This is a genomic window from Ruegeria sp. CJ6 (genome assembly GCF_056536665.1).
Genome location: NZ_JBQFQB010000004.1, coordinates 345,266 through 370,871, shown reverse-complemented (window position 1 = coordinate 370,871; position 25,606 = coordinate 345,266). Strand labels below are relative to the sequence as shown.

Below are 25,606 nucleotides of genomic sequence, written 5' to 3'. Positions count from 1 at the left end.
GGAGCTTTCCCTGTTTAATTCTTGCTTTTCAAAGCTGAGCGAACAGCTCCGACAAGCGGCGCGTTTCGTCTTCGATCCCGAAGGGCGCATTCAACATGAACATACCTGATCCGACCATGCGATGACCTTCCCGCGCCGGAGGGAACCTGACCTCATGGCAAATCGTTTTGGGATATCCAGCGGATTTCAGAGACGAAATCATAGCCTTGTGACGTGCGTCCGTCAGGATTGGATACCAAAGTGCGATCACACCCACATTCCATTTGCGGTGCAGCTTCGCGATCACCCCGGGAAAGCGGTCATACTCGGCTTTCACTTCATAACTTGGATCGATCAGCACCATTCCCCGCCTCGGGGTCGGAGGCAGCAACGATTGGGCCAACTCAAGCCCATCCTGCCGATAGACCTTCGCCCCGAAAGGAGACAGCGCCAGTGAAAGTGCCGTATGTTCCTGCGGATGCAGCTCGGCGAAATGCAGGCTATCCTGTTTTCGCAACAGGTTGGCCGCAATCAGGGGTGAACCGGGATACGCTTGCACGCCGTGACTGGCCTGTATGGTATCCAGCACCCGCGCCATTGGATGATCGGAATCAAACCAACCTTCGCGCCTGACGCGCCCGATCCCGGCGACAGCTTCACCCGTTCGAACCGCCTCAGCCGCGTCAAGGTGATATAGTCCACGCCCGGAGTGCGTTTCGATATAGCTGAGGGGTTTGTCCTTTTGGGTCAAATAACGCAGCGTCCACGCCAATAAAGCGTGCTTTTGCACATCAGCCAGATTTCCAGCGTGGTAAATGTGTTGATATGAGAGCATTATGCCTTCTAAAGTCCCCATCAATAAGGCGGAAAGGTGCTGATTGTCGCGGAATCAGCCCTTTAACCGGGCGAGTTGGCACCCTATAAGGCATCCGTCCCGGAACCGTCGAGTCGCGGGCAGTGGAAATTCTGACAAACGGGATCAGGGAAATATGGGCATCTTTGGCAATCTGGGCGGCCTGTTCACAGCGGACATGGCTATCGACCTTGGAACAGCTAACACGCTGGTTTATGTCAAAGGGCGCGGAGTGATCCTGTCTGAGCCCTCGGTCGTTGCCTACCACGTCAAGGATGGGGTCAAGAAAGTCCTTGCTGTTGGCGAGGACGCCAAGCTGATGTTGGGCCGGACCCCCGGCTCCATTGAAGCCATCCGTCCGATGCGCGAGGGCGTCATCGCGGACTTCGACACCGCCGAAGAGATGATCAAGCATTTTATCCGCAAGGTGCATAAACGCTCGACATTCTCGAAACCTAAGATCATCGTTTGCGTCCCTCATGGCGCAACCCCGGTTGAAAAACGCGCAATCCGCCAGTCGGTTCTGTCTGCAGGCGCGCGCCGCGCGGGCCTGATTGCCGAACCGATTGCCGCTGCGATTGGTGCAGGAATGCCGATCACCGATCCAACCGGCAACATGGTTGTGGATATCGGCGGCGGGACCACCGAGGTTGCGGTTCTGTCGCTGGGCGACATCGTCTATGCCCGCTCAGTCCGCGTTGGTGGCGACCGGATGGATGAGGCGATCATCTCGTACCTGCGGCGTCAACAGAACCTGCTGGTGGGTGAATCAACTGCGGAACGGATCAAGACCACCATCGGTACCGCACGGATGCCAGACGACGGGCGTGGCCAGTCGATGCATATTCGCGGGCGCGACTTGTTGAATGGTGTACCGAAGGAAATCGAGATCAGTCAGGCTCAGGTGGCCGAAGCACTGTCTGAACCCGTGCAGCAGATTTGCGAGGCGGTGATGACAGCTCTGGAAACCACGCCGCCCGATCTGGCGGCTGATATCGTGGACCGGGGTGTTATGCTGACCGGAGGCGGAGCTTTGCTGGGCGATCTGGATCTGGCGCTGCGCGAGCAGACCGGTTTGGCAGTTTCTATTGCTGATGAAAGCCTGAATTGTGTGGCTTTGGGCACGGGCAAAGCACTCGAATACGAAAAACAACTGCGCCACGCGATTGACTACGAAAGCTAAGGCGCGCACCCTGATGGGGTGAGAACTCGGGCACGAGCAGCACGGGAAGGTAACCTGTGGCAAAAGACCGTTCACAGCGCGACGAATACACGACCCCTTTGCGCCGCCTGCTGCTGGGGATCGTGGTCCTGTGCCTGCTGGGTATCTTCCTGATCTGGCGCATCGACAGCCCGCGAGTGGAACGGTTCCGCGCGCAGGTGGTGGATACGGTAGTCCCCTCGATGGAGTGGGCAATGGTCCCGGTCACTGCGCTGGTGAACCTGTCTCGTGATTTCCAAAGCTATCAGCGGCTCAGCGAGCAGAACCAGGAATTGCGCAGCGAGCTGCGCCTGATGCGCGCCTGGAAAGAGGCCGCGCTGCAGCTGGAACAGGAAAACGCCCGCCTGCTGGACCTTAACAATGTTCGGCTCGATCCGCGCCTGACCTATGTCACCGGGGTGGTGATGGCGGATAGCGGCTCACCCTTCCGGCAATCTGTGCTGCTGAACGTAGGCGAGCGTGACGGGATTGTGGATGGCTGGGCTACGATGGATGGGATCGGCGTGGTCGGACGTATTTCGGGCGTGGGCCCCGATACCGCCCGCGTAATTCTGATGACCGATGCCTCAAGCGCGATCCCGGCGACGATCCAGCCTTCGGGGCAGACGGCGCTGATCGCAGGAGACAATACTTCAGCCCCTGCGGTGGAGTTTCTGGAAAACCGGGAACTCGTGCGACCGGGCGACCGGGTCGTTACATCAGGCGATGGTGGCGTGTTCCCCGGTGGCTTGCTGATCGGTCAAATCACGGTTGATCCCGGTGGCAGGTTGCGCGTGCGGCTGTCGGCAGATTTCGAGCGGCTCGAGTTTCTGCGCGTACTACGCTATCAGTCGGCCCCACCAATCACGGAATCCGGTGATATCGTCGGCCCCCGTCAACCCGAAGCATCCTTGACCCCATCCGAGGTCAATGATGGATAGGTCGGTCTCAGATCTGTGGGCCAAGCGCGGTCTCTATGTCGCTCTGGCGGTATTTGTGGTGTTTCTGCACCTGTTGCCGCTGGATACAAAACCTGATCGCCTGCCCTTTCCTGACATACTGATCGCTCTTACCTACGCATGGGTGCTGCGGCGGCCGGAATATATTCCGATCCTGATCATTGCCATGGTCATGTTCATGGCCGATTTGCTGTTGCAACGCCCACCCGGGTTGCTTGCTGCGTTAGTGGTTCTGGGTGCAGCCTATCTTCATTCCACTGCAGCTGGCATGAAAGACAGCGGGTTTGTGGGCGAATGGGCAACCGTCGGGGCCGTGATCACGGTTGTGTTTGTGCTCAATCGACTCATTCTTGCTATCCTCTCGGTGCAACAGGCAACTCTGGGACCGGTAGTGGTGCAAGTTATTCTGACAATCGCAATCTATCCTGTGATGGTTTTGATGAGCCAAACTGTATTTGGCGTTAGGCGCAAATCTGTTGCCGACAGCACGATGCCAAGGGTGCGGCCATGAAGCAGCGCAAACCAAAGCCCAAGGGCCTTGCTTACAAACGTTTGCCGCGCCGCGCCTTGATCCTCGGTGGGCTACAAGCGGCCTTTATCGGGGGGCTGGCAGCCCGGATGCGGTTCATGCAGGTGGATCAAGCGGATGAATACCGTCTGCTGGCCGAAGAAAACCGGATCAACATCCGTCTGATCCCACCAACCCGGGGCCGGATATATGACCGGAACGGGCAGATCATAGGATTAAACTCTCAGTCCTATCGCATCGTCATCGTGCGCGAGGATGCAGGCGATATCGACAAGGTTATCGCCAAGCTTTCGGAACTGATCCCATTGACCGAGGATGAGATCGAACGTGCCAAAACCGAGATGCGTCGATCGGCCCCGTTTCTGCCGGTCACGCTGGCCGATCAAGTAACGTGGGAGGATATCTCGAAAGTCGCGGTCAATGCCCCCGCACTGCCTGGTGTCACGCCCGAGGTCGGCATGACGCGCCAGTATCCACGTTACGAGGATTTTGCCCACGTCGTCGGCTATGTCGGCCCGGTCAGCGATTACGATCTAAGCCAAATTGAAGACCCTGAACCGGTACTACGTATTCCAAGGTTTCAGATCGGTAAGGTCGGGCTGGAAGCCAAGCAAGAGATCACATTGCGCGGTAAGGCGGGCGCCAAGCGGGTTGAGGTCAACGCCACAGGCCGGGTGATGCGCGAGCTGGACCGTCAGATTGGCGAAGCCGGGGCAGATTTGCAATTGTCAGTCGACGCCAATCTGCAGCAATACGCGCAGGCGCGATTGGCTGGGGAAAGCGCCGCTGCGGTCGTGATCGATTGCGAAACCGGCGACATCCGCGCCATCAGCTCGGCCCCCAGCTTCGATCCGAACCTGTTCGTGCGTGGGATCTCGGTGGCGGACTATCAGATGCTAACGCAGGACAAGTATCGCCCGCTTGCCAATAAAACGGTGCAGGGCACCTACCCTCCTGGATCGACTTTCAAAATGATTACCGCCATGGCTGCGCTCGAAGCCGGGGTGATCAGCCCTTCCAGCACGGTGTACTGTCCGGGTCACATGAAAGTGGGCAGCCGCCGCTTTCACTGCTGGAAACGCGGCGGGCACGGGACGGTTGACCTTGAAACCTCGCTGAAGCGCAGTTGCGACGTCTACTATTACGACGTGGCAATACGCGTCGGGATCGACAGGATTTCCGAGATGGCACGCACCTTCGGACTGGGTATCAAACATGACATTCCGATGTCTGCCGTTGCTGCCGGGCTTGCCCCCAATCAGGAATGGAAGCAGCGGGTTCACGGACAGGACTGGCTGGTGGGTGACACTGCAAACGCGTCGATCGGTCAGGGGTTCATGCTTGCCTCACCACTTCAATTGGCCGTGATGACCGCGCGTTTGGCGACAGGTCGCGCCGTGCAACCACGCCTTGTTCGATCAATCAATGGGGTTGAGCAGCCCTCGGGCGCGGGTGAACCGCTGCAGGTGAACCGCAACAACCTTGAGCAAGTGCGCAAAGCCATGTTCACAGTCTCGAATAACAGGCGTGGCACCGCGTATCGCAGTCGCATCATCGCCGATGAGTTCCGCATGGCAGGCAAAACCGGCACCAGTCAGGTGCGCAATATTACCAAGGCAGAACGCGCCGCAGGTGTGATCCGAAACGAAGACCTGCCATGGGAGCGTCGAGACCATGCCCTGTTCGTCAGCTTCGCCCCCTATGACAATCCGAAATACGCTGTGGCTGTGGTGGTGGAACACGGCGGCGGCGGCTCCAAAGCCGCGGCCCCAGTGGCGCGCGATATCATGCTGCAGGCACTCTACGATGGCACGCCACCGCTCGAGGCGTATCCGGCCGGAGACCGAGAGCGCATCAAAGAACAACAGAAACGGCTGGAGGGTGACCGTCGCCCCAAAGCGCGTCCTGACGAGAAGGACCGCGCATGAGCTATCTTGAATATGCCGTCAAATCCACGCCGTCGGGGTTTCGCAAGTTCCTTTATATGAACTGGCCGCTCACCCTGTTGCTGATCAGCGTGGCAAGCGCGGGGTTCCTGATGCTCTACTCGGTCGCGGGTGGATCCTGGATGCCGTGGGCGGAACCGCAAATGGAACGGTTCGGTCTGGGCTTGGCAGCCATGTTTATCATCGCGCTTGTGCCTATCTGGTTCTGGCGGAACATGTCGGTTGTGGCCTATCTGGGCGCGATCGGTCTACTGATCGTGGTCGAACTGTTTGGAACGATCGGCATGGGGGCGCAGCGCTGGATTGATCTGGGCTTCATGCGGCTGCAACCCTCAGAAGTAATGAAAGTGGCGTTGGTGATGGTGCTGGCCGCTTATTACGACTGGCTTCCGGCGCACAAAACCTCGCGCCCGCTCTGGGTGATTATCCCGGTCATTCTGATCCTGATCCCGACATTCATGGTGCTGCGCCAGCCCGACTTAGGCACATCGATCCTGTTATTGGCTGCTGGTGGTGGTCTGATGTTCCTTGCCGGGGTGCATTGGGCCTATTTCGCTGCCGTGATTGCAGCGGGGGTTGGCCTGATTGCTGCGGTGTTCAACAGCCGAGGGACTGAATGGCAGTTGCTCAAAGATTACCAGTTCCGACGCATCGATACGTTTCTGGATCCTTCAACCGATCCGTTGGGAGCGGGATATCACATCACGCAATCGAAGATCGCTCTGGGTTCGGGGGGCTGGAATGGGCGCGGTTTCATGCAGGGAACGCAATCACGTCTTAACTTCCTGCCCGAAAAACACACCGATTTCATCTTCACCACCTTGGCCGAAGAGTTCGGCTTTGTCGGCGGCATCACACTGTTGATCCTTTACGGTCTGATCCTGATCTTCTGCATGGTCACGGCGCTGTCGACCAAGGATCGTTTCTCGTCTCTGGTGACACTTGGGATCGCGCTGAATTTCTTCCTGTTCTTTGCCGTCAATATGTCGATGGTGATGGGGCTGGCCCCAGTGGTCGGAGTACCGCTGCCGATGGTCAGTTATGGCGGCTCGGCCATGCTGGTCCTGATGGCCGCCTTTGGCATCGTTCAAAGCGCCCATATACATCGTCCCCGCTGAAAGGTTTCCCATGCCCGTGAATGTCCTGTTTTCCGCGCGCCCTGAGTTGTGGCCTGAGTATGAAGCTCTGATGCATCTATACTTGTCGGACGCAGGGCTAGATTTTCATCTGGCCACGGACATCCCTGCAGATCAGGTCGACTACATCGTTTACGCCCCGAACGGAGGGGTACAGGATTTCACCCCCTTTACACGGCTCAAGGCGGTGCTGAGCCTCTGGGCGGGGGTTGAGAAAATCTCGGGCAATGAAACCTTGACCGTTCCGCTGGCGCGTATGGTTGACGGGGGTTTAACGCAAGGCATGACGGAATGGGTGGTGGGCCATGTGCTGCGCTATCACCTTGGGATGGACCAACACATTACGCTACAGGATGGGGTCTGGACACCTGATGCGCCACCACTGGCCCAGCAACGCACCGTCTGCATCTTGGGTTTGGGCGCATTGGGTGAAGCATCGGCCCACGCGTTGGCAGCGTTGAATTTCCATGTCATCGGTTGGAGCCGTACCGCCAAGACTATTCCCGGCGTGACCTGTCTGCATGGTAAGAACGGGCTGCGCGATGCGCTGTCCCAGGTCGAGATAGTGGTTTTGCTGCTGCCAGATACTCCGGCGACCGAAAACACGCTCAACGCCGAAACACTGGCGCTGTTGCCGGAAGGGGCCAAGATCATCAACCCGGGTCGCGGGCCGCTTATCGATGATGAGGCCCTGCTGGCCGCGCTGAATTCAGGGCAGGTCGGGCACGCCACGCTGGATGTCTTCCGCACCGAACCCCTGCCGACCGAGCATCCCTATTGGGCACATCCCAATGTGACGGTGACGCCGCATATCGCCTCGGAAACCAGACCTGTTACCGCAGCTCAGGTGATCTGCGAGAACATTCGCCGAGGTGAAGCGGGTGAACCCTTTCTCCACCTCGTCGACCGAAAGCTTGGGTACTAGGCCGCGATCAGCCCGCGGCCTTTCAGCAAGGCTTCGACGCCAGGCAGACGTCCACGGAAGGCCAGATACAGCTCTTCCGCCTCGCGGGATCCGCCAGTTGAAAGGATGTGTTCCTCCAGTGCCTTGGCGCGTTCGGGATCAAACGCACCGCCCGCTTCTTCAAAGGCAGCAAAGGCGTCGGCATCCATGACTTCGGACCACATATAACTGTAATAGCCCGCGCTATAACCGTCGCCTGCAAAGACATGGGCGAAATGCGGGGTGGCGTGGCGCATTCCAATGGCCCGAGGCATGCCGATTTCGGCCAGCACCTCGGCCTGTTTCTCCATCGGATCAGCGGGGGCAGCCCCCTCATGAAACGCCAGATCGACCAGGGCCGAGGCAACATATTCCACCGTCTGAAACCCCTGATCGAAATTGGCCGCTTGCAGAACTTTGTCCAACATCTCTTGCGGCATCGGCGCGCCGGTTTCGGCGTGGGTCGCGAACTCAGCCAATACCTCGGGCACTTCCAGCCAGTGTTCGTAAAGCTGGCTGGGCAGTTCAACGAAATCACGTGCCACCGAGGTGCCCGAGATGCTCTCATAGGTCACATTGGACAGCATCTGGTGCAGGGCATGGCCGAACTCGTGAAACAACGTTCGGGCGTCATCATAGGACAAAAGCGCTGGTTCACCTTTGGCAAAGTTACAGACGTTGATCACGACCGGAGCCTGTTCTTTCGGGTATTTCGCCTGCCCGCGCATTGCGCTGCACCATGCACCCGACCGTTTCGATCCGCGTGCAAAGTAGTCACCGATGAACACCGCAATATGCTGCCCGTCACGGGTCACCTCCCACGCACGGCAATCGGGATGATAGAGCGGCACATCAAGCGGCGCGAACTCCAGCCCGAACAGCCGTGTGGCGCAGGCGAAAGACGCCTCGATCATCCGGTCCAGTTGCAGGTACGGCTTCAGCGCCGCTTCATCGAGATCATGTTCGGCCTTGCGGCGTTTCTCGGCATAGTAGCGCCAATCCCACGCCTCCAGCGGGCCATTTACGCCATCCTCTTGCATCATTGCCGTCAGCACCTCGGCATCTGCGTCGGCGCGGGATTTGGCGGGCTCCCACACATCCAGCAGCAGCTCTCGCACGCGATCTGGTGTGCGGGCCATCTCGGTCTCAAGCTTGTAGGCGGCGAAGCTGGCATACCCCAGCAGCTTGGCGCGTTCTTCGCGCAGGCGCAGGATGTCCGCCGCAATCTCGCGGTTGTCGGTCTCACCTCCATTTGCCCCCCGTGCAGTCCACGCGCGATAAGCCTTTGCACGCAAATCCCGGCGGGGCGAGAATTGCAGAAAGGGCACGATAATCGACCGAGAGAGGGTCACCACCGGGCCATCCGCCCCCTTTTCCTGACCCGCTGCGCGCGCTGCATCGATAACAAAATCCGGCAAGCCTTGCTGGTCTTCTTCGGTCAAATCCATGAACCAGTCGCGTTCATCCGCCAGCAAGTTCTGCGTGAAGGACGTGCCCAGAGACGCCAAACGGGCCTTGATCTCTTGCATTCTCGCATCGTCCTCGCCGGTCAACGCCGCCCCCGCCCGCACGAACCCGCGATGAGACAGCATCAAAACGCGCGCCTGTTCATCGGTCAGGTCCAGATTATCGCGCCGGTCCCATAAATCCGCCACGCGCTTAAACAGTGCTTTGTTTGATGAGATGCGCGAGTAGTGTGCCGCCAGCTTGGGCGAAAATTCGCGTTGCAGTTCTTCACGCTTGGGGTTGCTGTCCGCACCTGCAACGGTGAAAAAGACCGACAGAACCTTATCCATCTGCTCGCCTGCAGCCTCCAGCGCTTCGATCGTATTGGCGAATGTGGGCGTGTCCGGGCTCGCTGCTATCGCCTCAATCTCGGCATCATGTGCGTGCATCGCCTGTTTCAGCGCGGGGGAAAAATCATCATCCGAGATTGTGTCAAACGGTGCGATTTCGAAAGGCGTGTTCCAGTCAGAAAGGATCGGATTGGTCATTGAGGTCTCCTTTGACCTCATAGCTAAGACCACCCGTCGAAATGATCCAGAGCTACCCGAAAATTTGAGCCCACCTTAATGAGATGCCCCGCAGATCGGGCAATCGGTGCGACGCGCCAGGGTGATCTTGCGGCTTTCGCCGTATAGCGCATCGTAGATCAACATCTCACCTCGCAATGCCTGCCCGGCGCCGGTGATCACCTTGATCGCCTCAACCGCCATCATCGAGCCGACCACACCCGGCAGTGGGCCGATTACTCCAGCCTCGGCGCAAGAAGGCGCAAGGCCGGGGGCGGGTGCTTCGGGGAAAATGCACTGATAACATGGGCCGGTGGTGGCAGGGTCAAAGACGCTGAGCTGCCCTTCCCACTGCGACAGCGCGCCAGATATCAGGGGTTTTCCCAGTGCAACCGCCGTACGGTTTGCAAGGTAGCGGGTGTCGAAATTGTCAGTGCCGTCGAGGATCAGATCAAAATCAGCAAACAGATCTGCTGCAATCTCTTCGGTCAGGCGACGGTGGTACGGCAAGACGACCACGTTGGGATTCTGCGCCACCATCGCCTGCTGGGCCGAGAACACTTTGGGCATGCCGATATCTGCGTCGCGGTGGATCACTTGCCGCTGTAGGTTGGCGTTCTCGACCACGTCATCGTCGATCACGCCGATTGTTCCCACTCCGGCGGCAGCCAAATATTGCAGGGCGGGCGCGCCGAGCCCCCCCGCACCGATTACCAGCACGCGCGCCTGTTTCATTCGCTTTTGGCCGGGACCGCCCAGTTCACGCAGAACGATGTGGCGGGCATAGCGTTCAAGCTCGGTCTCGCTGAACTGTTCGGATGGCTTGGCGGGCTCCGACGTCTGGCCGGACGCGGCGCGATTTCGCAACGCCTTCAAACCCCGCCCATAAAGCAGAACCAGCACAGCCGCTCCAGCGAGGATCAGCCACATCGCTGCCGACCCGCCGGTTGCCTGACGCAACGGGTTACCCTCGGGCAGCAGAAGTTGAGCAATAATCACGCCTGTCAGGAGCGCGCCAACAGAAACCAGCCGCGCGCTGCGCGACACCCCGGCAATATAGCCAACACCCCAAAGCCCGGCAGCAAGGATCAGAACCAGCAGCATCAGCCCCGCCCGGTTGAACCGAACCCGCCCGCGCCGCGATCAGTCTCGGTCAGAGCCTCAACGTCCTGGAACATGGCCTGCACCACCGGTGCAACGATCAGTTGCGCGATACGTTCGCCATGCGCAATCTCGAAGGGGTCCTGACCCGCGTTCATCACGATCACGCCCAATGGCCCGCGATAGTCGCTGTCGATTGTACCCGGAGTGTTGGGCAAGGTGATCCCGTGTTTCAAGGCAAGGCCCGATCGTGGACGCACCTGAACCTCGAACCCCTGCGGAATTTCGATCCTAAGGCCTGTCGGTATCAGCGCACGACGGCCCGGTTCCAGAATAATAGACGTACCATCCGGCAGATTGGCGCGCACATCCGCCCCGGCAGCACCCTCGGTTTCGTATGAAGGCAAGGGCACCAACGGGTCAGCCCCCTCCTCTCGGATAACGCGAATTGCCACCATACCTGTACCTCTTGTCTTTATGGCTGCTATCTGGTCAACGCGCCGGCGATCTTGGCTGCTAACCGCTTTGCCACATCATCCTTGCCCATACGCGGCCATTCTTCGGCACCTTGCTCTGAGATCAGGATCACCGCATTCTCAGAACCGCCCATGATACCTGTCGCGGGGCTGACATCATTCGCAACGATCCAGTCACAGCCCTTGCGGGCACGTTTGGCCGTAGCATGTTCGATCACGTTGTCTGTTTCGGCGGCAAAACCCACCACCAAAACGGGCCTGCCACTTCCCATTCGCGCGATGCGCTTCAAAATGTCGGGATTCTCGGCAAACTCTAGCGCAGGCACCCCGTCGCGGCTTTTCTTCAGCTTCCGGTCCGAGGCACTGGATACCCGCCAATCGGCCACTGCAGCTGCAAATACCCCCGCATCCACCGGAAGCGCTGCGTCGACCGCATCCGACATTTGCAGCGCGGTCTCTACACGCACGACCTTCACGCCGTCTGGAGGAGGCACGTCAGCCGGACCCGTAATAAATGTAACATCGGCACCCAGCGCAGATAGCGCGCGTGCAACAGCTGTTCCCTGAGCGCCCGACGATCGGTTGGCGATGTATCGTACCGGATCAATTGGTTCATGTGTCGGGCCCGAGGTCACCAGAATACGTCTGCCAGCCAAAGGCCCATCCCCGAACTGCGCCTCGATCGCTGCGACAATTTCAAGTGGCTCCGACATGCGGCCCGGACCGTATTCACCGCAAGCCATATCGCCTTCGTTGGGGCCGACAAAACGCACGCCGTCTGCTTCCAGTTGCGCATGGTTACGCCGGGTTGCGGGATGCTCCCACATGCGGACATTCATCGCAGGCGCACACAGAACCGGCGTATCGGTCGCCATCAAAAGGGTCGAGGCCAGATCATTAGCCAACCCGCCTGCCATCTTACCCATCAGATCGGCCGTTGCCGGAGCAACCACGATCAGATCAGCCGAACGGGAAAGCTGAATATGACCCATCTCAGCTTCATCGGTCAGATCAAAGAGATCTCGATAGACCTTTTCACCGGCCAGGGCAGACACGGATAACGGAGTTACGAATTCTTCGGCAGCACGCGTCAAAACCGGCGTGACCGCCGCACCACGTTCCCGCAACCGCCGGATCAGGTCCAGCGACTTGTAGGCCGCAATCCCACCGCCGATAATCAGCAGAATACGTTTCGATGACAGCATGGCTCGCCCTTCCCGTCCCGGTCGGCCCTGACATTAGGCAACGCTGGCGGGCAGTTCCAGCAGTTAATTCTGCACCTCAAAGGCTTTGCAGGGGTCTTCTCGCTCGGCCGTGGGGCTATCGATAACAGCATCAAAATCCCCGCTCACGACCCCATCTTCGGATTGTCCAAGTACAAAGACCTTCAAACCGGGGCGCAGTCGCGACAGAAAAGTCGGAATTCCGCGATCCTTACGGGCATGGCCATTGCCAGTGATGACCGCGACAGGCCCACCAGTTTCGTCGGTGGCGCGCAGAATGGCTCGGGTCAACACAGCGTCCCTCAGACGTTGAATGGCTACCATCTGCGGTAGAACTTCAGCGGGCAATGCATCGCAATGTGCCGCCAGTTGATCAGCCTCGCGTGCGGCTTGATCTTCATCCGACAGGGGTACAGTCAATCCATATCTGGCCGCATCAGCCCCCAACGCTGTGGCCGCCCCGCGTTCCATAGCAGCCCGGGCCGCTTCACGCGGAACCATCGCGCCATACACCGGCACATCCGCGGCCTGAAAAATGGGGTAGTACATTCTGAGAGGCGGCCAGCCGGATTCTGCCCAGCGCAGAATTCGGGACAGCTCCTCGGGATTGGTTGCCGCTTTTTGAGCCAACCGCTGAGCACCTTCTTCGGTCACCATCTCCCAGACAACCGCCGTGGGCGTGATTGCCTCAACTGCTTCGGCTTGGACCAGATGATGCTGAGGGTTGTCATGTATCTCGCCCAGAATGACGACATCCGCGCCCCGCATGTCGGCCAACACGTCCTGAGGGATAAATTCAGCAGCTCGAACCGTTTGAGGCAAAGTGGCGAGCAACACAAAAGCTGTAAGAATCGCAAGAGGTTTCATGCGAAGAAGTGTTGCACCTCGCGCGATTGCGCTTCAAGGTTCTTGCGCATCTTTGTGAACGCTGCCGCCTCGAGCTGGCGCACACGCTCTTTCGACAGGCCAAGCTCTTTCCCAAGACTTTCCAGCGTCCGGGCAGGCTCACGCAGTTTTCTTTCGCGAACGATAAACCGCTCGCGATCGTTCAAAGCTTGCATCGCCGCCACCAGCCATTCGCGCAGTTGCTGGTTGTCGTGGCTGTTCTCTACTACCTCGGCGGCTTGTTCGCTGTCATCTTCCAGCGCATCAATCCACTCGCGCCCGTCCTCATCTGCAGACTGCACCGCATTCAGCGAGAAATCGGACCCTGCCAGACGGCCTTCCATCATCTCGACATCACGCAGCGGGACTCCGATTTCGGCGGCAATCTTCTGATGCAACTGATGGCGATCCAGCTCCAGCCCCTCAGTCGCGGCTTCGCGCTCCAGACGCGCCTGTACCCGACGCATGTTGAAGAACAGCGATTTCTGGGAAGAGGTCGAACCAGTGCGCACCATCGACCAATTGCGCATCACGTAATCCTGAATGCTGGCCTTGATCCACCACACTGCATACGTTGAAAACCGCACACCCCGATCCGGATCGAACTTGTCGGCGGCTTTCATCAAGCCCAGTCCCGCCTCCTGAATCAGATCATTCATCGGCGCGCCGTAGCGTTTGAATTTCGCCGCCATTGATATCGCCAGCCGCATATAAGCCGTAATGAGGCGATGCAGCGCCTGCTCATCGCGTTCGTCGCGCCAGGCATAGGCCAGTTCCAATTCAGTCTCCGCATCCAGCAGCTCGGCCTTCATTGCCTGCCGGGACATCGAAAAATCATGTGCGTTGTCGAGTGCCATGCAATTCTCCCCTTTTATCACAGGCGATGGGCCGGGCTTGCCTTGCCGACTTGTGGTCGATACGCAGGACAAAACCGGGTGGATCACCAGAAAGGTAATAAAAGTGCATGCCGATTTAACCTTTATCTTGGGCGGGGCGGCATCCGGAAAATCTGCTTTTGCGGAGCAACTTGCTGTTTCAACTGGGAAAAACCGCGTTTACCTTGCGACATCACAAGTGTTTGATGACGAGATGCGCCTAAAAATCAGGCAACATATTGCACAACGCGGCAGCGGGTGGACGACGATCGAAGCGCCATTTGATCTATCGCCGGAACTCGCCAAGCTGACAAATGATCAGATTTGCCTGATCGATTGTGCAACCATGTGGCTGACAAATCACCTGCTGGCAGAGAATAACCTAGAGGAAGCACAGGCCGGACTGCTTGAGGCGATGAAGACCTGTGCCGCCCAGATCGTTATCGTATCAAACGAGGTGGGCCACGGGATCGTCCCCGACAACGCCCTTTCCCGTCGATTCCGCGAGGCGCAGGGACGGCTGAACATCGCTCTGGCTGCGCAGGCAGATCGGGTGGTGCAGGTTACGGCCGGGCTGCCGCTGGTTCTCAAAGGACAACCCCTATGACGCGCCTGCATTTGGTACGGCACGGCCCCACCCATGCTAAAACTATGGTAGGCTGGTCCGACCTTCCTGCCGACTTGAGTGATAAGGCCGCGATTGCACGGCTTGATGCGCATCTGCCTTCCAATGCCGTCGTAATCTCATCAGACTTGTCACGCGCCAGCGATACGGCCAGCGCCATTCAAGGCACGCGACTCCGCCTTCCGCACCACCGCGATCTGCGCGAAATTAATTTCGGCAACTGGGAGATGCGCCCCTTCGCCGAGATCGAGGCGGAAGATCCCGAGCTTTGCTTTGCCTACTGGGATAATCCGGGCGAGGTCAGGCCTCCAAACGGGGAAAGCTGGAATGAGGTCCGCGCGCGTGTCGATAGGGTCGTCGACACCCTGATCGCGGCCCATACCGGATGTGACCTAGTCCTGGTCGCCCATTTCGGAGTGATCCTGACTCAGGTCCAACGCGCTCTGGACGTGGACGCCCAACACGCGTTTGGTCACCGCATCGACAACCTGTCCGTCACCGAGATCACGCGCCATAACGATGGTTGGACCGTAGGTCGGATTAATCACCGACCGTGATAAGTGTGCGCACAAATCTCTGATTTACCGACGCGTCTCTGTCCGACATCGTTGCTGTATGACATATGATCTCTTTATCGGTGACCGGTTGTTCTCCAGCTGGTCCATGCGCGGATGGCTAATGCTTGAGAAATTCGGCCTGCCATACCGCACCCATATGATTGGCCTTTATTCCGGCACCATGGCGGCGGATATGGAACCACTGGCCCCGGCGCGCCTTGTTCCTGCGCTGCGTCTTCCAGATGGAACCGTGGTCGGCGAAAGCCTCGCAATGGCAGAGACATTGGCCGAACGTCACCTCGAAGCGGGGCTTTGGCCGTCAGACCCCGCAGCGCGCGCCACAGCACGGTGGCTTTGCGCTGAAATGGTAGCCGGTTTCACAGCGCTGCGGGGGCAATGCCCCATGCAGTTGAAACATTGCTGGGAAGGGTTCAAACCTTCACCTGAAACGATGACTGATTTGCAGCGGATCGAAACCCTCTGGGCCCATGCACGGAAGGTCTCTGGCGCCGCGTCGGGCCCGCTGTTTGGTGCCTATTCTCTGGCTGATGTTTTCTACACGCCGGTCGCTGCGCGAATTATTGGCTACGGACTGCCAGTCTCCGAAGACAATCGCGCATACTGCATGCACCTGCTCTCGGATATCGCAGTTCGACAATGGCGCGCCATGGGCATGACGGTCGCGTATGAGCCCTTCCCGTATCCGCAAGACCTTCCCGCACATAGCTGGCCAATTGGCGGGGATTCAGGGGCATTGGCAGTCAGCACAGGCCCCTCGGTCAACACAGCCTGCCCCTATTCCGGCAAGCCTGTACAAGACTATCTGGAACTCGATGGCAAGATTTGGGGCTTTTGTAATCCGTTTTGCCGAGACAAGACCGTTTCTGACCCTGAGGCGTGGCCGAAATTTACGGCGATGGTTGCTGACGTTAACGATTCTTAAACTGCAGCCATGGCAGCAACGTCCTGTTAACCAAGGACAGGATTGCCATGGTCGCCCGTGCTCACACCGTTGCCTTTCAAGGGGTCGATGCCCGCCCGGTCGAGGTGCAATGCGCCGTCTCACCGGGCCTTCCGGCCTTTTCCATCGTGGGATTGCCGGACAAGGCAGTCTCCGAAGCACGTGACCGTGTTCGTAGTGCGCTAAGTTCGATGGCGATCGCGCTGCCGTCGAAACGGATCACGATTAACCTTTCGCCTGCCGATCTGCCCAAAGAGGGCAGCCATTTCGACCTGCCTATCGCCGTCGCTTTGTTGACTGCGTTGGAAATCATCCCAGCGGATGCTGCCGAGGGCGCTGTCGCGTTGGGCGAGTTGTCTTTGGATGGTTCTCTGGTACCCGTCGTCGGCGCGCTGCCCGCTGCCATGACAGCAGCCGCCGATGATCGCAGCTTGCTTTGTCCCAGCGCCTCTAGCGCCGAAGCCGCGTGGGTTGACACCACGCAGGTAATCGGAGCGGGCTCGTTGGGGGATGTGGTGCGGCACTTTACCGGTCAGTCTGCGCTGCCCGCTGCGACACCGGGCGAAGTGAAACTATCACCCAATGCACGGGACCTGCGGGACGTGAAGGGGCAAGAGCGCGCCAAACGCGCCTTGGAAATCGCCGCCGCCGGGCGGCATCACCTGATCATGATCGGAACGCCCGGTTCTGGCAAATCCATGCTGGCGGCGCGTCTGCCGGGTATTTTGCCGCCTCTGAGCCCGGTCGAAGCTTTAGAGACATCGATGATCCAGTCGCTTTGCGGCTTACTGGACGAAGGGGGCATCAGCCGTGCCAGACCGTTTCGCGAACCGCACCATACCGCTTCGATGGCGGCGATCGTGGGCGGTGGCAAAGGCGCGAAACCCGGTGAGATTTCACTGGCGCATAACGGCGTCCTGTTCATGGACGAATTCCCCGAATTTCCGCGCACCGTCCTGGAAACCCTGCGCCAACCTATTGAAACCGGCGAGGTAATGGTCGCCCGCGCCAACGCCCATGTGAAATACCCATGCCGCTTTATGCTGATAGCCGCCGCGAACCCGTGCAAATGCGGATACCTGACGGACCCGTCCCGCGCCTGTTCACGCGCGCCGGTCTGTGGTGAGGATTACTTGGGGCGTATCTCAGGGCCGTTGATAGACCGGTTCGATTTGCGCATCGAAGTCCCTCCGGTCGGATTTACCGATCTCGACCTGCCGCCTACCGGCGACAACTCTGCGACCGTCGCAGAGCGGGTTGAAGCGGCGCGCGCCATACAAGCAGATCGCTTTCGCGACACGCCAAATATCCGTCAAAACGCAGATGTCGAAGGCAATGTGCTGGAAGAAATCGCCGCCCCTGATGCTCAGGGCAAAGAACTATTACTGAAAGCCGCGGAACGCTTTGGCCTGTCGGCCCGCGCCTTTCACCGCATCCTACGCGTGGCCCGCACCATTGCCGACCTCGAAGGTGAGCCGGATGTGCGCCGCCCCCATGTCGCCGAGGCGCTGAGCTTTCGCATCAGCGCCAAAGCAGGAGCTTAAAGTTTCGCCTCAATCGCTTGCCAGATTTTCTCGGCGATGTTCACGCCATTGAACCGCTCAAGCTCCTGAATACCAGTGGGTGAGGTCACGTTGATCTCGGTCAGGTGGTCGCCAATTACATCGATCCCCACAAAGATCTGACCACGTTCCTTCAATAACGGCCCAATCGCAGCGCAGATTTCCATATCTCGCTCGGACAGGCCGATTTTCTCGGGGCGCCCGCCCACATGCATGTTCGAGCGGGTCTCGCCCTCAGCTGGAACCCGGTTGATGGCGCCCACCGGCTCACCATCGACAAGTATGACCCGCTTGTCGCCATTGCGCACATCGGGCAGGAATTTCTGCGCGATCAGAGGCTCACGAGAAAAGCCGGTGAACAGCTCATGTAGCGATGTCAGGTTGCGGTCATTCGCATCAAGACGGAATACGCCAGCACCTCCGTTGCCGTAAAGCGGCTTGAGGATGATATCGCCATGCTTTTCCTTGAACGCCTTGATGGTTCGCAAATCCCGCGCAATCGTGGTGGGCGGAGTCAGTTCAGGGAAATCCAGAACCAGCAGCTTTTCGGGATAGTTTCGCACCCAAAACGGATCGTTAACCACCAGGGCCTGCCCCTTTAGCCGGTCAAGCAAATGGGTCGAGGTGATGTAGTGCATGTCAAACGGGGGGTCTTGGCGCAGCCAGACGACATCAAATTCAGCAAGGTCCACTTCACGCTCAGGGCCCAACACTGCCGGGTTGCCAGCGACTCGTTGCACCGTCATGTCATGGCCGCGCGCCGTGATCTTGCCTTCCTGGTAAGCCAGTTGATCCGGGCCATAAAAAAACAGCTGGTGGCCGCGCACCTGAGCCTCTTCTGCCAGACGGAAAGAGCTGTCGGCGTTGATATCCACGGCCCCGATTGGGTCCATCTGAAAGGCGATCTTCATGGTGTATCCCTCAATTCCACGCTCGATACATGGCGCAGAGGCTTGACGGGTTCAATGGGGGTCAGTCCAAACCAAAGGCGTTTTCGATGATTTGAACAGTTCCAGTGTCATCAACCAGTGCCGCATCAAACCGAGTATTCGTCAGCTGACCAGCCGGCTCCTGTTCAAGAAACTGGGCAGCGGATGCGCAAATTCGATCCATCTGTCGGCGACTAATCCGGGCGGCTGCGCGGTCAAAACTACGGCTTTTCTTAACTTCAATGAAGACCAACCCATCTGCGTTGCGCGCGATCAGATCTATTTCACCGCCGGCACCGCGCCACCTGCGTCCTGCGATTGAATAACCCCGTCGCGCGTATTCGGCGGCCACGCAAAGTTCGGCGGATTGTCCAGCGTGATAAGATACAGAACCCCGAACGGATCTCTGTGCCATATCATCCCTTTCCCAGCTTCAGAGCCATCTGATAGATCGGGCGGCGCGGCAGGCTGAACATCTCTGACACCAAATCTGCCGCATCCCGCACCGAATGCGTTTGCAATGCTTTTATCAATGCCCCTTCTACGTCAGAGTCCTTAACAGATTGCGAATGGGCGCGATCCACAAGCAGAACCACCTCGCCCTTAACCGATGCGCCCTCGTACTCTGCTGCCAGATCAGCGAGCGTGCCACGACGCGTTTCTTCGAACTTTTTGGTGAGTTCACGGCACAGGGCCGCCTGTCGGTCTCCACCCAAAATATCCGCGAGATCAGAGAGGCAGGCAGCCACACGCTTCGGCGATTCATAGAAGACAAGCGTTCCGGGGACGCTGCGCAGGGATTCGATTCGTGAACGCCGTGCGCCAGAGGCATTGGGCAAGAACCCGGCAAAGAAAAATGCATCCGTGGGAAGCCCCGCCAACGTCAGCGCCGTCAAAACAGCAGACGGTCCCGGTGCACATGTCACGTTGTGCCCAGCCTCAGCCGCCTGGCGGCCTAAATCATAGCCGGGATCGGCGATCAGCGGCATTCCCGCCTCGGACGCGTAAGCCACCGATTGCCCTTGTTCCAGCGCCTCAAGTATTTTGCCCCGCGCGCCCGCGCCGCTGTGATCGTGGTAGGCCAATATGCGGCGCCCTTCGAGCGGCACGCCGTGGATTTCCATCAAACGTCGCAAGCTGCGCGTATCTTCGGCAGCAATCATGTCTGCCGAGGCCAAAACATCGAGCGCCCTGAGCGTAATATCGCGTGCCGTCCCGATTGGGGTGGCAATAAAGTACAGCCCAGTGGCCAATCTGATCTTTTGGAAATTCAAAGCTGGACCCTCACAGCGTGACGTTTATTATCGCGGTTCAATAGACCAAGGTGCCCTCAGACGCCGGATCAGGGAGTTTTCTTTTAGATGTTTACCGTTTGCAAGCCCGCACGCAAACTGGCGAAATCCGCCATTGTACTGGCCACGGCCGCTTTTCTGGCCGCCTGTGAAGTCGGCGGCATCAGCGAAGGCCCCTCGATCGACACCTCTGACCCGGTTCCGGTGGCCCTGTTGGTCCCAAGCGGATCACCTCAGTCTGGCGATGCGGCCCTTGCCCGTAGCCTTGAGAACGCAGCGCGGCTGGCTATAGCGGATTTGCCGAACGTCAAGATTGATCTGCGCGTCTACGACACGGCCGGCAATGCCGGAACGGCCTCGGCGGTTGCACAGCAAGCTGTAGCGGACGGGGCCAAGATCATTCTTGGGCCAGTGTACGCACAAGCCGCAAACGCGGCAGGACTTGCGGTGCTAAACAACAATGTGAACGTGCTGTCCTTCTCGAACAACACCAGCATTGCGGGCGGCAATGTCTATGTGCTTGGCCCCACTTTCCAGAACACGGCCAACAGGCTGGTGAACTACGCCGGACAGCAGGGTAAAAACAGTACTGTCATTGTGCACAGCAATGACTCAGCGGGCCAGCTAGGCCAGTCCGCCATCGCTGCCGCGCTCAGCAACAGCCGCGTCAACAATGCGGGCACAGTTGGATATGACCGGTCTCAGCAGGGCGTGATCGATTCGGTTTCGGCGATCAAAGCTACGGTAGATTCGACTGGCGCAGATTCGATTTTCCTGACCGCGACAACCGCAGGCGCGCTGCCGCTTTACAGCCAGTTGTTGCCCGAGGCTGGTGTGTCGCCTGCGACAACTCAGTATATCGGCCTGACACGTTGGGACATTCCAGCCCAAACGCTGGAATTGCCTGGCGTACAAGGTGGCTGGTTCGCACTTCCCGATCCGGCAAAGGCACAGGCTTATCGCCAGCGTTACAACAACACCTACGGTGAGGCACCACACCCGATCAGCGGGCTTGCCTATGACGGAATCGCTGCGATCGGAGCCTTGGTCAGCCAGGGCAAATCGAACGCGTTGACAGGTGCAGCATTAACCCAGAACGCCGGTTTTCAGGGTGTCGGCGGTATTTTCCGCCTGCGGCCGAACGGTACGAACGAACGCGGTCTGGCTGTTGCCACGATCCAGAACAAACAGGTGGTTGTGATTGACCCTGCCCCACAAAGCTTCTCTGGCGCCGGATTCTAATCGACCGGCGCAGGGCTCTGCGCCCGATGTCAATCTGATCTGCGCGGCTGACGAGATTTTTAACAACGCCGAGGTCAATGCCAACCTGTCCGCCGCTGTTGAAAACAGTTCGGACAACGCAGCCTTGCGCGCCGAGACGGTGCGCATTCTGCGAGAGGCGCAAAAGACAGGCCGCAAGGCGATTGCGGACGCCTTTGCCGAGCGCCCATTTGATGCACTGCCGCTGACGCATTCCTATACCTATCTGACGGACCAGATGGTCGGCACAGCAATGCGCATTGCCAGCGAGCATCTGCATCCGCTGGCAAATCCCACGCAAGGCGAGAAAATCGCTGTGCTGGCAGTGGGAGGTTATGGCCGGGGTGAGATGGCCCCGTCATCCGATGTAGATCTGCTTTTTCTGACGCCGTACAAAATCACCGCCTGGGCCGAGAGCGTGATCGAATCCATGCTCTATATTCTCTGGGATCTGCGGCTGAAGGTCGGTCACTCTTCACGCACGATCAAAGATTGCCTGCGTCTGGGGGCCGATGATTTCACCATCCGTACCGCCATGCTGGAACAACGGTATCTCGTCGGGGATCAGCCCCTTGCGCAAGAACTTGAAGCGCGCCTGAAGACCGATCTTTTCAAAGGCACCGAGCGGGAATTTATCGAAGCCAAGCTGAAAGAGCGCGATGAGCGGCACCTGAAGCAGGGTGAACGCTATATGGTCGAACCCAATGTCAAAGAGGGCAAGGGCGGCTTACGCGACCTGCAATCGCTCTACTGGATCGCAAAATACATCTATGGCGTAACGGACGTGGCCGAACTGGTCCCTATGGGCCTCTTTACGCCCGAAGAGTTTGACGAGTTCGCGCAAGCCGAAGAATTCCTCTGGGCCGTCAGGTCTCATTTGCATCTGGTGACGGGCCGCGCGACGGAACAACTGACCTTCGATCTGCAGGTCGAGGTGGCCGATCGTATGGGATATCAAGACCGCGCCGGTCGGCGCGCCGTCGAGGTGTTCATGCAACGCTATTTCCGCGAAGCCACACGTGTGGGCGAATTGACACGGATTTTCCTGACCAAACTGGAAGCCTCGCACATGAAGGGCGCGGCCTTGCTGGAACGTATTTTCCGCCGTCGCCCTCGCGTCAAGGCCGGTTACCGCGTGGTCCATGGCCGTCTGGATATCGCGGACCCTAACACGTTCCTGTCAGACAAGGTCAACCTGTTACGGTTATTCGAAGAGGGTTTGCGCACGGGTATGCTGATCCATCCCGACGCAATGCGGTTGGTAACGGCCAACCTGAACCTGATCGACGATGAGATGCGCAACGACAAAGAGGCGCGGCGCATCTTTCTTGATCTGATGCTGAAACACGGCAACCCCGAACGTGCCCTGCGACGCATGAACGAGTTGGGGGTTCTGTCAGCCTTTTTGCCCGAGTTTGAGCACATCGTGGCGATGATGCAGTTCAATATGTATCACAGCTATACGGTGGACGAGCATACGATCCAGTGCATCGTCAATTTGGCGCAGATCGAGCGAGGAGAGTTAATCGAGGAACTGCCCTTGGCGTCATCCATCCTGGAGGGTGGTGTTAGCCGAAAGGTTCTATACGTGGCTCTGTTGCTGCACGACATCGGCAAAGGACGCCCCGAAGATCATTCGATTCTGGGTGCGCAAATCGCGCGCAAAGTGGCACCACGATTAGGGCTGAGCAAGGCGGATTCGGAAACCGTCGAATGGCTTGTGCGCTATCACTTGCTTATGTCCGATATGGCGCAAAAACGCGACATCTCAGACCCGCGCACAATCCGCGATTTCGCGAAAGCTGTTGCAACCGTCAAACGGCTGGACTTGCTGACGGTGCTGACAGTCTGTGACATCCGCGGTGTCGGACCAACGACCTGGAACAACTGGAAGGCTACATTGCTGCGCGCTTTGCATGCTGACACCAAACACGCACTGGAATCCGGGATGGAGGCGCTTAACCGAGCCAATCGTGGAGATGGGGCGAAAAAGCGGTTGCGGGCCGAATTGGAAAACTGGTCCAAATCTGACCTGAAAACCGAAACCGGGCGGCATTATGATCCATATTGGCAGGGACTGAACCTTTCGACACATGTCGAATTCGCGGAAATGTTGAAATCGCTGGAGGACAGCGGCGATCCGGGTGCCGTAGAAATCCGTCTGCATCCGGATGAGGATCGCGACGCCACCCGCGCGTGTTTTGCCATGGGTGATCATCCGGGTATTTTTTCTCGCATAGCGGGGGCACTTGCCCTTGTCGGAGCCAATGTGGTTGATGCCCGCAGCTATACGACGAAAGACGGATATGTAACTGATGCGTTCTGGGTTCAGGACGCCGAGGGCCATCCCTTCGAGGCCACGCGCCTGCCTCGGCTGACCCAGATGATTCACAAGACACTCAGGGGTGAGGTTGTCGCACGGGACGCATTGAAATCCCGCGACAAGATCAAGAAGCGCGAACGCGCCTTCAACGTCCCGACCCATATCACCTTCGACAACGAAGGTTCAGAGATTTACACGATCATCGAAGTCGACACCCGCGACCGGCCCGGACTGCTATATGATTTGACGCGCACGATGGCAGCCGCCAATGTCTATATCGCGAACGCAGTGATCGCCACCTATGGAGAACAGGTGGTCGACACGTTCTATGTCAAGGATATGTTCGGCCTGAAATACCACTCTGAGGCCAAGCAACGCGGGTTGGAAGCCAAGCTGCGCGCGGCCATCACCGAAGGTGCCGAGCGGGCCGCATCATGAAGCCGATCCGCCTGATTTCGGGCTTTTTCACCGTTGGGTTCTGGACCTTGGCAAGCCGCATTCTGGGCTTTTTGCGGGAAATCCTGCTGACCGCTTATATCGGGCCCGGACCGGTGATGGACGCTTTCGTCGCAGCCTTCCGACTACCCAATATGTTCCGCCGCTTCTTTGCCGAGGGCGCATTCAACGCAGCCTTTGTTCCAATGTTTTCAAAACGCCTTGAAGGCGGCGAAGACGCCGAAGGTTTCGCACAGGATGCGTTTAACCTGTTGGCGGTGGCGGTGTTGGCGCTAGTCGGTCTGGCGATGGTCTTCATGCCCGCGTTGGTTTGGATAACCGCCGAAGGATTCTATGGTGATGAACGCTTCGATCTGGCGGTGGATTATGGTTACGTCGTGTTCCCCTACATCCTGTTTATGTCCCTCGCTGCGCTGTTTTCCGGAGTATTGAACGCAACCGGACGCTTCGCCGCTGCAGCCGCCGCTCCTGTGCTGCTGAACATATTCGCCTGCTCCGCGTTAATCTTTGGCGCGATATCTGGTGGAGAAATCGTACGCTGGCTCATCGCGGTCATCCCAGTCGCAGGCATCGCGCAATTGGCGCTTGTCTGGATTGCGACTGAACGCGCCGGAATTCGCATTCGGCCCGGTTGGCCAAAGCTCAGCCCGGAAATGCGCCGCATGGTGCGGATCGCGGTTCCTGCGGCGTTGGCCATGGGCGTTACGCAAGTCAATCTTGTGGTCGGACAGCTTGTGGCATCAAAAACCGAAAAGGCAGTCAGTTGGCTGTTTGCCGCAGATCGTTTGTATCAACTGCCGCTCGGAGTGGTTGGCATCGCCGTCGGCATCGTGCTGTTACCCGACCTGTCACGCCGCCTGCGCGCAGACGACAAAGATGGAGCACGCAACGCCTTTTCAAGAGCCGGAGAGTTTACTCTGCTGCTGACCTTGCCTTCGACAGTTGCCTTTATGATCATCCCCGGCCCGTTGGTCTCGGTCCTGTTCCAACGCGGCCAGTTCAGCGCCGAAGATACAGCGGCGACCGCCTTGGCCGTGGCCATCTATGGTATCGGGCTGCCCGCATTCATGCTGCAAAAGCTGCTGCAACCGTTGTTCTTCGCCCGCGAAGATACCAAATCACCGTTTCGATACGCAGTGGTTGCGATGGTGGTGAATGCCGGACTTGCCTTTGGGCTTTATCCCATTGTCGGGTGGATTGCGCCCGCAATCGCAGCGTCGACTGCTGGCTGGGCCATGGTTGCGCTGCTTGCAATCGGTGCGCGCAGAATGGGCGACGAAGCCCGATTTGATGACCGGTTCAAACAGCGGATTTGGCGGGTCGTGGCGGCATCGGCTGGCATGGGGGTGGTGTTGTTTGCGGCCATTAACCTCTTCGGCTGGACGTTCGAAGTACCAGGCTGGCGTTACCTTGCGCTTCTCGTGCTCATTGTAACTGCGGCGGTGGCCTACTTCTTGTTGGGGCACATCTTTGGCGCCTTCCGGATTTCGGAGTTCCGAACAGCGCTGCGCCGTAGCTAATGC

At 58.5% G+C, this 25,606-nt stretch carries 23 protein-coding genes; 13 read left to right on the top strand and 10 right to left on the bottom strand.

Features of this window, described 5'->3' with window-relative positions; all coding sequences use genetic code 11:
* Window positions 1–28 precede the first annotated feature (28 nt).
* Entirely contained in the window at window positions 29–814 is a 786-nt protein-coding gene (locus ACR0BT_RS14185) for a 23S rRNA (adenine(2030)-N(6))-methyltransferase RlmJ (RefSeq protein WP_480763421.1), read from the bottom strand.
* A 154-nt stretch (window positions 815–968) separates the two neighbouring features.
* Here ACR0BT_RS14185 and ACR0BT_RS14180 point away from each other — a divergent pair, with 154 nt between their 5' ends.
* Genes ACR0BT_RS14180 through ACR0BT_RS14155 form a run of 6 tightly spaced genes read left to right on the top strand, consistent with a single transcriptional unit; the run spans window position 969 to window position 7,528 of the window.
* Entirely contained in the window at window positions 969–2,015 is a 1,047-nt protein-coding gene (locus tag ACR0BT_RS14180; protein ID WP_039523195.1) for a rod shape-determining protein, read from the top strand.
* Window positions 2,016–2,071: 56 nt separating this feature from the next.
* Window positions 2,072–2,974 carry a rod shape-determining protein MreC gene (gene mreC, locus ACR0BT_RS14175; protein WP_170423788.1) on the top strand — a complete coding sequence of 301 codons (903 nt, stop codon included), beginning with the start codon at window positions 2,072–2,074 and terminating at the stop codon, window positions 2,972–2,974.
* Window positions 2,967–3,503, top strand: a complete 537-nt coding sequence (locus tag ACR0BT_RS14170; RefSeq protein WP_170597301.1) for a rod shape-determining protein MreD — start codon at window positions 2,967–2,969, stop codon at window positions 3,501–3,503. The genes mreC and ACR0BT_RS14170 overlap by 8 nt, the downstream gene beginning before the upstream one ends.
* Entirely contained in the window at window positions 3,500–5,449 is a 1,950-nt protein-coding gene (gene mrdA / locus ACR0BT_RS14165; RefSeq protein ID WP_170818619.1) for a penicillin-binding protein 2, read from the top strand. Before ACR0BT_RS14170 ends, mrdA begins: the two co-directional genes overlap by 4 nt.
* A complete protein-coding gene (rodA, locus tag ACR0BT_RS14160; RefSeq protein WP_170395892.1) occupies window positions 5,446–6,585 on the top strand; it encodes a rod shape-determining protein RodA in 1,140 nt (379 codons plus the stop codon). Before mrdA ends, rodA begins: the two co-directional genes overlap by 4 nt.
* Window positions 6,586–6,595: 10 nt before the next feature.
* Complete coding sequence (locus ACR0BT_RS14155; RefSeq protein WP_223117564.1) at window positions 6,596–7,528, top strand: 2-hydroxyacid dehydrogenase; 933 nt, start codon at window positions 6,596–6,598, stop codon at window positions 7,526–7,528.
* Here the strand turns inward: ACR0BT_RS14155 and ACR0BT_RS14150 are convergent.
* The 6 genes from ACR0BT_RS14150 to ACR0BT_RS14125 form a co-directional block, all read right to left on the bottom strand.
* A complete protein-coding gene (locus ACR0BT_RS14150) occupies window positions 7,525–9,540 on the bottom strand; it encodes a M3 family metallopeptidase (RefSeq protein ID WP_480763420.1) in 2,016 nt (671 codons plus the stop codon). The genes ACR0BT_RS14155 and ACR0BT_RS14150 overlap by 4 nt on opposite strands.
* 75 nt (window positions 9,541–9,615) lie before the next feature.
* A complete protein-coding gene (locus tag ACR0BT_RS14145) occupies window positions 9,616–10,662 on the bottom strand; it encodes a HesA/MoeB/ThiF family protein (protein WP_480763419.1) in 1,047 nt (348 codons plus the stop codon).
* Window positions 10,662–11,117 carry a dUTP diphosphatase gene (gene dut, locus ACR0BT_RS14140; protein ID WP_480763418.1) on the bottom strand — a complete coding sequence of 152 codons (456 nt, stop codon included), beginning with the start codon at window positions 11,115–11,117 and terminating at the stop codon, window positions 10,662–10,664. Before dut ends, ACR0BT_RS14145 begins: the two co-directional genes overlap by 1 nt.
* A 26-nt stretch (window positions 11,118–11,143) precedes the next feature.
* On the bottom strand, window positions 11,144–12,340 hold the full coding sequence (coaBC, locus tag ACR0BT_RS14135) for a bifunctional phosphopantothenoylcysteine decarboxylase/phosphopantothenate--cysteine ligase CoaBC (protein WP_480763416.1): 1,197 nt from the start codon (window positions 12,338–12,340) through the stop codon (window positions 11,144–11,146).
* A gap of 63 nt (window positions 12,341–12,403) precedes the next feature.
* Window positions 12,404–13,225: a ChaN family lipoprotein gene (locus tag ACR0BT_RS14130; protein ID WP_480763415.1), complete on the bottom strand. Its 822-nt coding sequence runs from the start codon at window positions 13,223–13,225 to the stop codon at window positions 12,404–12,406.
* Window positions 13,222–14,100, bottom strand: coding sequence for an RNA polymerase factor sigma-32 (locus ACR0BT_RS14125; RefSeq protein ID WP_480763414.1), 879 nt, complete (start codon window positions 14,098–14,100; stop codon window positions 13,222–13,224). The genes ACR0BT_RS14130 and ACR0BT_RS14125 overlap by 4 nt, the downstream gene beginning before the upstream one ends.
* 103 nt (window positions 14,101–14,203) lie before the next feature.
* Between ACR0BT_RS14125 and cobU the strand changes: the two genes are divergently transcribed.
* Genes cobU through ACR0BT_RS14105 form a run of 4 tightly spaced genes read left to right on the top strand, consistent with a single transcriptional unit; the run spans window position 14,204 to window position 17,805 of the window.
* The gene (cobU, locus tag ACR0BT_RS14120) at window positions 14,204–14,725 is read left to right on the top strand and encodes a bifunctional adenosylcobinamide kinase/adenosylcobinamide-phosphate guanylyltransferase (RefSeq protein ID WP_170465962.1); all 522 of its coding nucleotides are present in this window, start codon (window positions 14,204–14,206) and stop codon (window positions 14,723–14,725) included.
* Window positions 14,722–15,300, top strand: coding sequence for a histidine phosphatase family protein (locus tag ACR0BT_RS14115; protein ID WP_170408306.1), 579 nt, complete (start codon window positions 14,722–14,724; stop codon window positions 15,298–15,300). The genes cobU and ACR0BT_RS14115 overlap by 4 nt, the downstream gene beginning before the upstream one ends.
* 58 nt (window positions 15,301–15,358) lie before the next feature.
* Window positions 15,359–16,243 (top strand): glutathione S-transferase N-terminal domain-containing protein, encoded by an 885-nt coding sequence (locus tag ACR0BT_RS14110; protein WP_480763413.1) that lies wholly within the window; start codon window positions 15,359–15,361, stop codon window positions 16,241–16,243.
* Window positions 16,244–16,290: 47 nt separating this feature from the next.
* Window positions 16,291–17,805, top strand: a complete 1,515-nt coding sequence (locus tag ACR0BT_RS14105; RefSeq protein ID WP_480763412.1) for a YifB family Mg chelatase-like AAA ATPase — start codon at window positions 16,291–16,293, stop codon at window positions 17,803–17,805.
* On the opposite strand, the gene gshB is transcribed toward ACR0BT_RS14105, so the two are convergent.
* The 3 genes from gshB to rsmI form a co-directional block, all read right to left on the bottom strand.
* On the bottom strand, window positions 17,802–18,734 hold the full coding sequence (gene gshB / locus ACR0BT_RS14100) for a glutathione synthase (protein ID WP_480615436.1): 933 nt from the start codon (window positions 18,732–18,734) through the stop codon (window positions 17,802–17,804). The genes ACR0BT_RS14105 and gshB overlap by 4 nt on opposite strands.
* Window positions 18,735–18,795: 61 nt before the next feature.
* Window positions 18,796–19,167 (bottom strand): YraN family protein, encoded by a 372-nt coding sequence (locus ACR0BT_RS14095; protein WP_170423764.1) that lies wholly within the window; start codon window positions 19,165–19,167, stop codon window positions 18,796–18,798.
* Window position 19,168: 1 nt separating this feature from the next.
* A complete protein-coding gene (gene rsmI, locus ACR0BT_RS14090) occupies window positions 19,169–20,026 on the bottom strand; it encodes a 16S rRNA (cytidine(1402)-2'-O)-methyltransferase (RefSeq protein ID WP_480763411.1) in 858 nt (285 codons plus the stop codon).
* An 87-nt stretch (window positions 20,027–20,113) separates the two neighbouring features.
* Between rsmI and ACR0BT_RS14085 the strand changes: the two genes are divergently transcribed.
* Genes ACR0BT_RS14085 through murJ form a run of 3 tightly spaced genes read left to right on the top strand, consistent with a single transcriptional unit; the run spans window position 20,114 to window position 25,603 of the window.
* On the top strand, window positions 20,114–21,286 hold the full coding sequence (locus ACR0BT_RS14085; protein WP_480763410.1) for a penicillin-binding protein activator: 1,173 nt from the start codon (window positions 20,114–20,116) through the stop codon (window positions 21,284–21,286).
* On the top strand, window positions 21,246–24,065 hold the full coding sequence (locus tag ACR0BT_RS14080; RefSeq protein ID WP_480763409.1) for a [protein-PII] uridylyltransferase: 2,820 nt from the start codon (window positions 21,246–21,248) through the stop codon (window positions 24,063–24,065). Before ACR0BT_RS14085 ends, ACR0BT_RS14080 begins: the two co-directional genes overlap by 41 nt.
* Entirely contained in the window at window positions 24,062–25,603 is a 1,542-nt protein-coding gene (gene murJ / locus ACR0BT_RS14075) for a murein biosynthesis integral membrane protein MurJ (protein WP_480763408.1), read from the top strand. The genes ACR0BT_RS14080 and murJ overlap by 4 nt, the downstream gene beginning before the upstream one ends.
* Window positions 25,604–25,606: the final 3 nt, after the last annotated feature.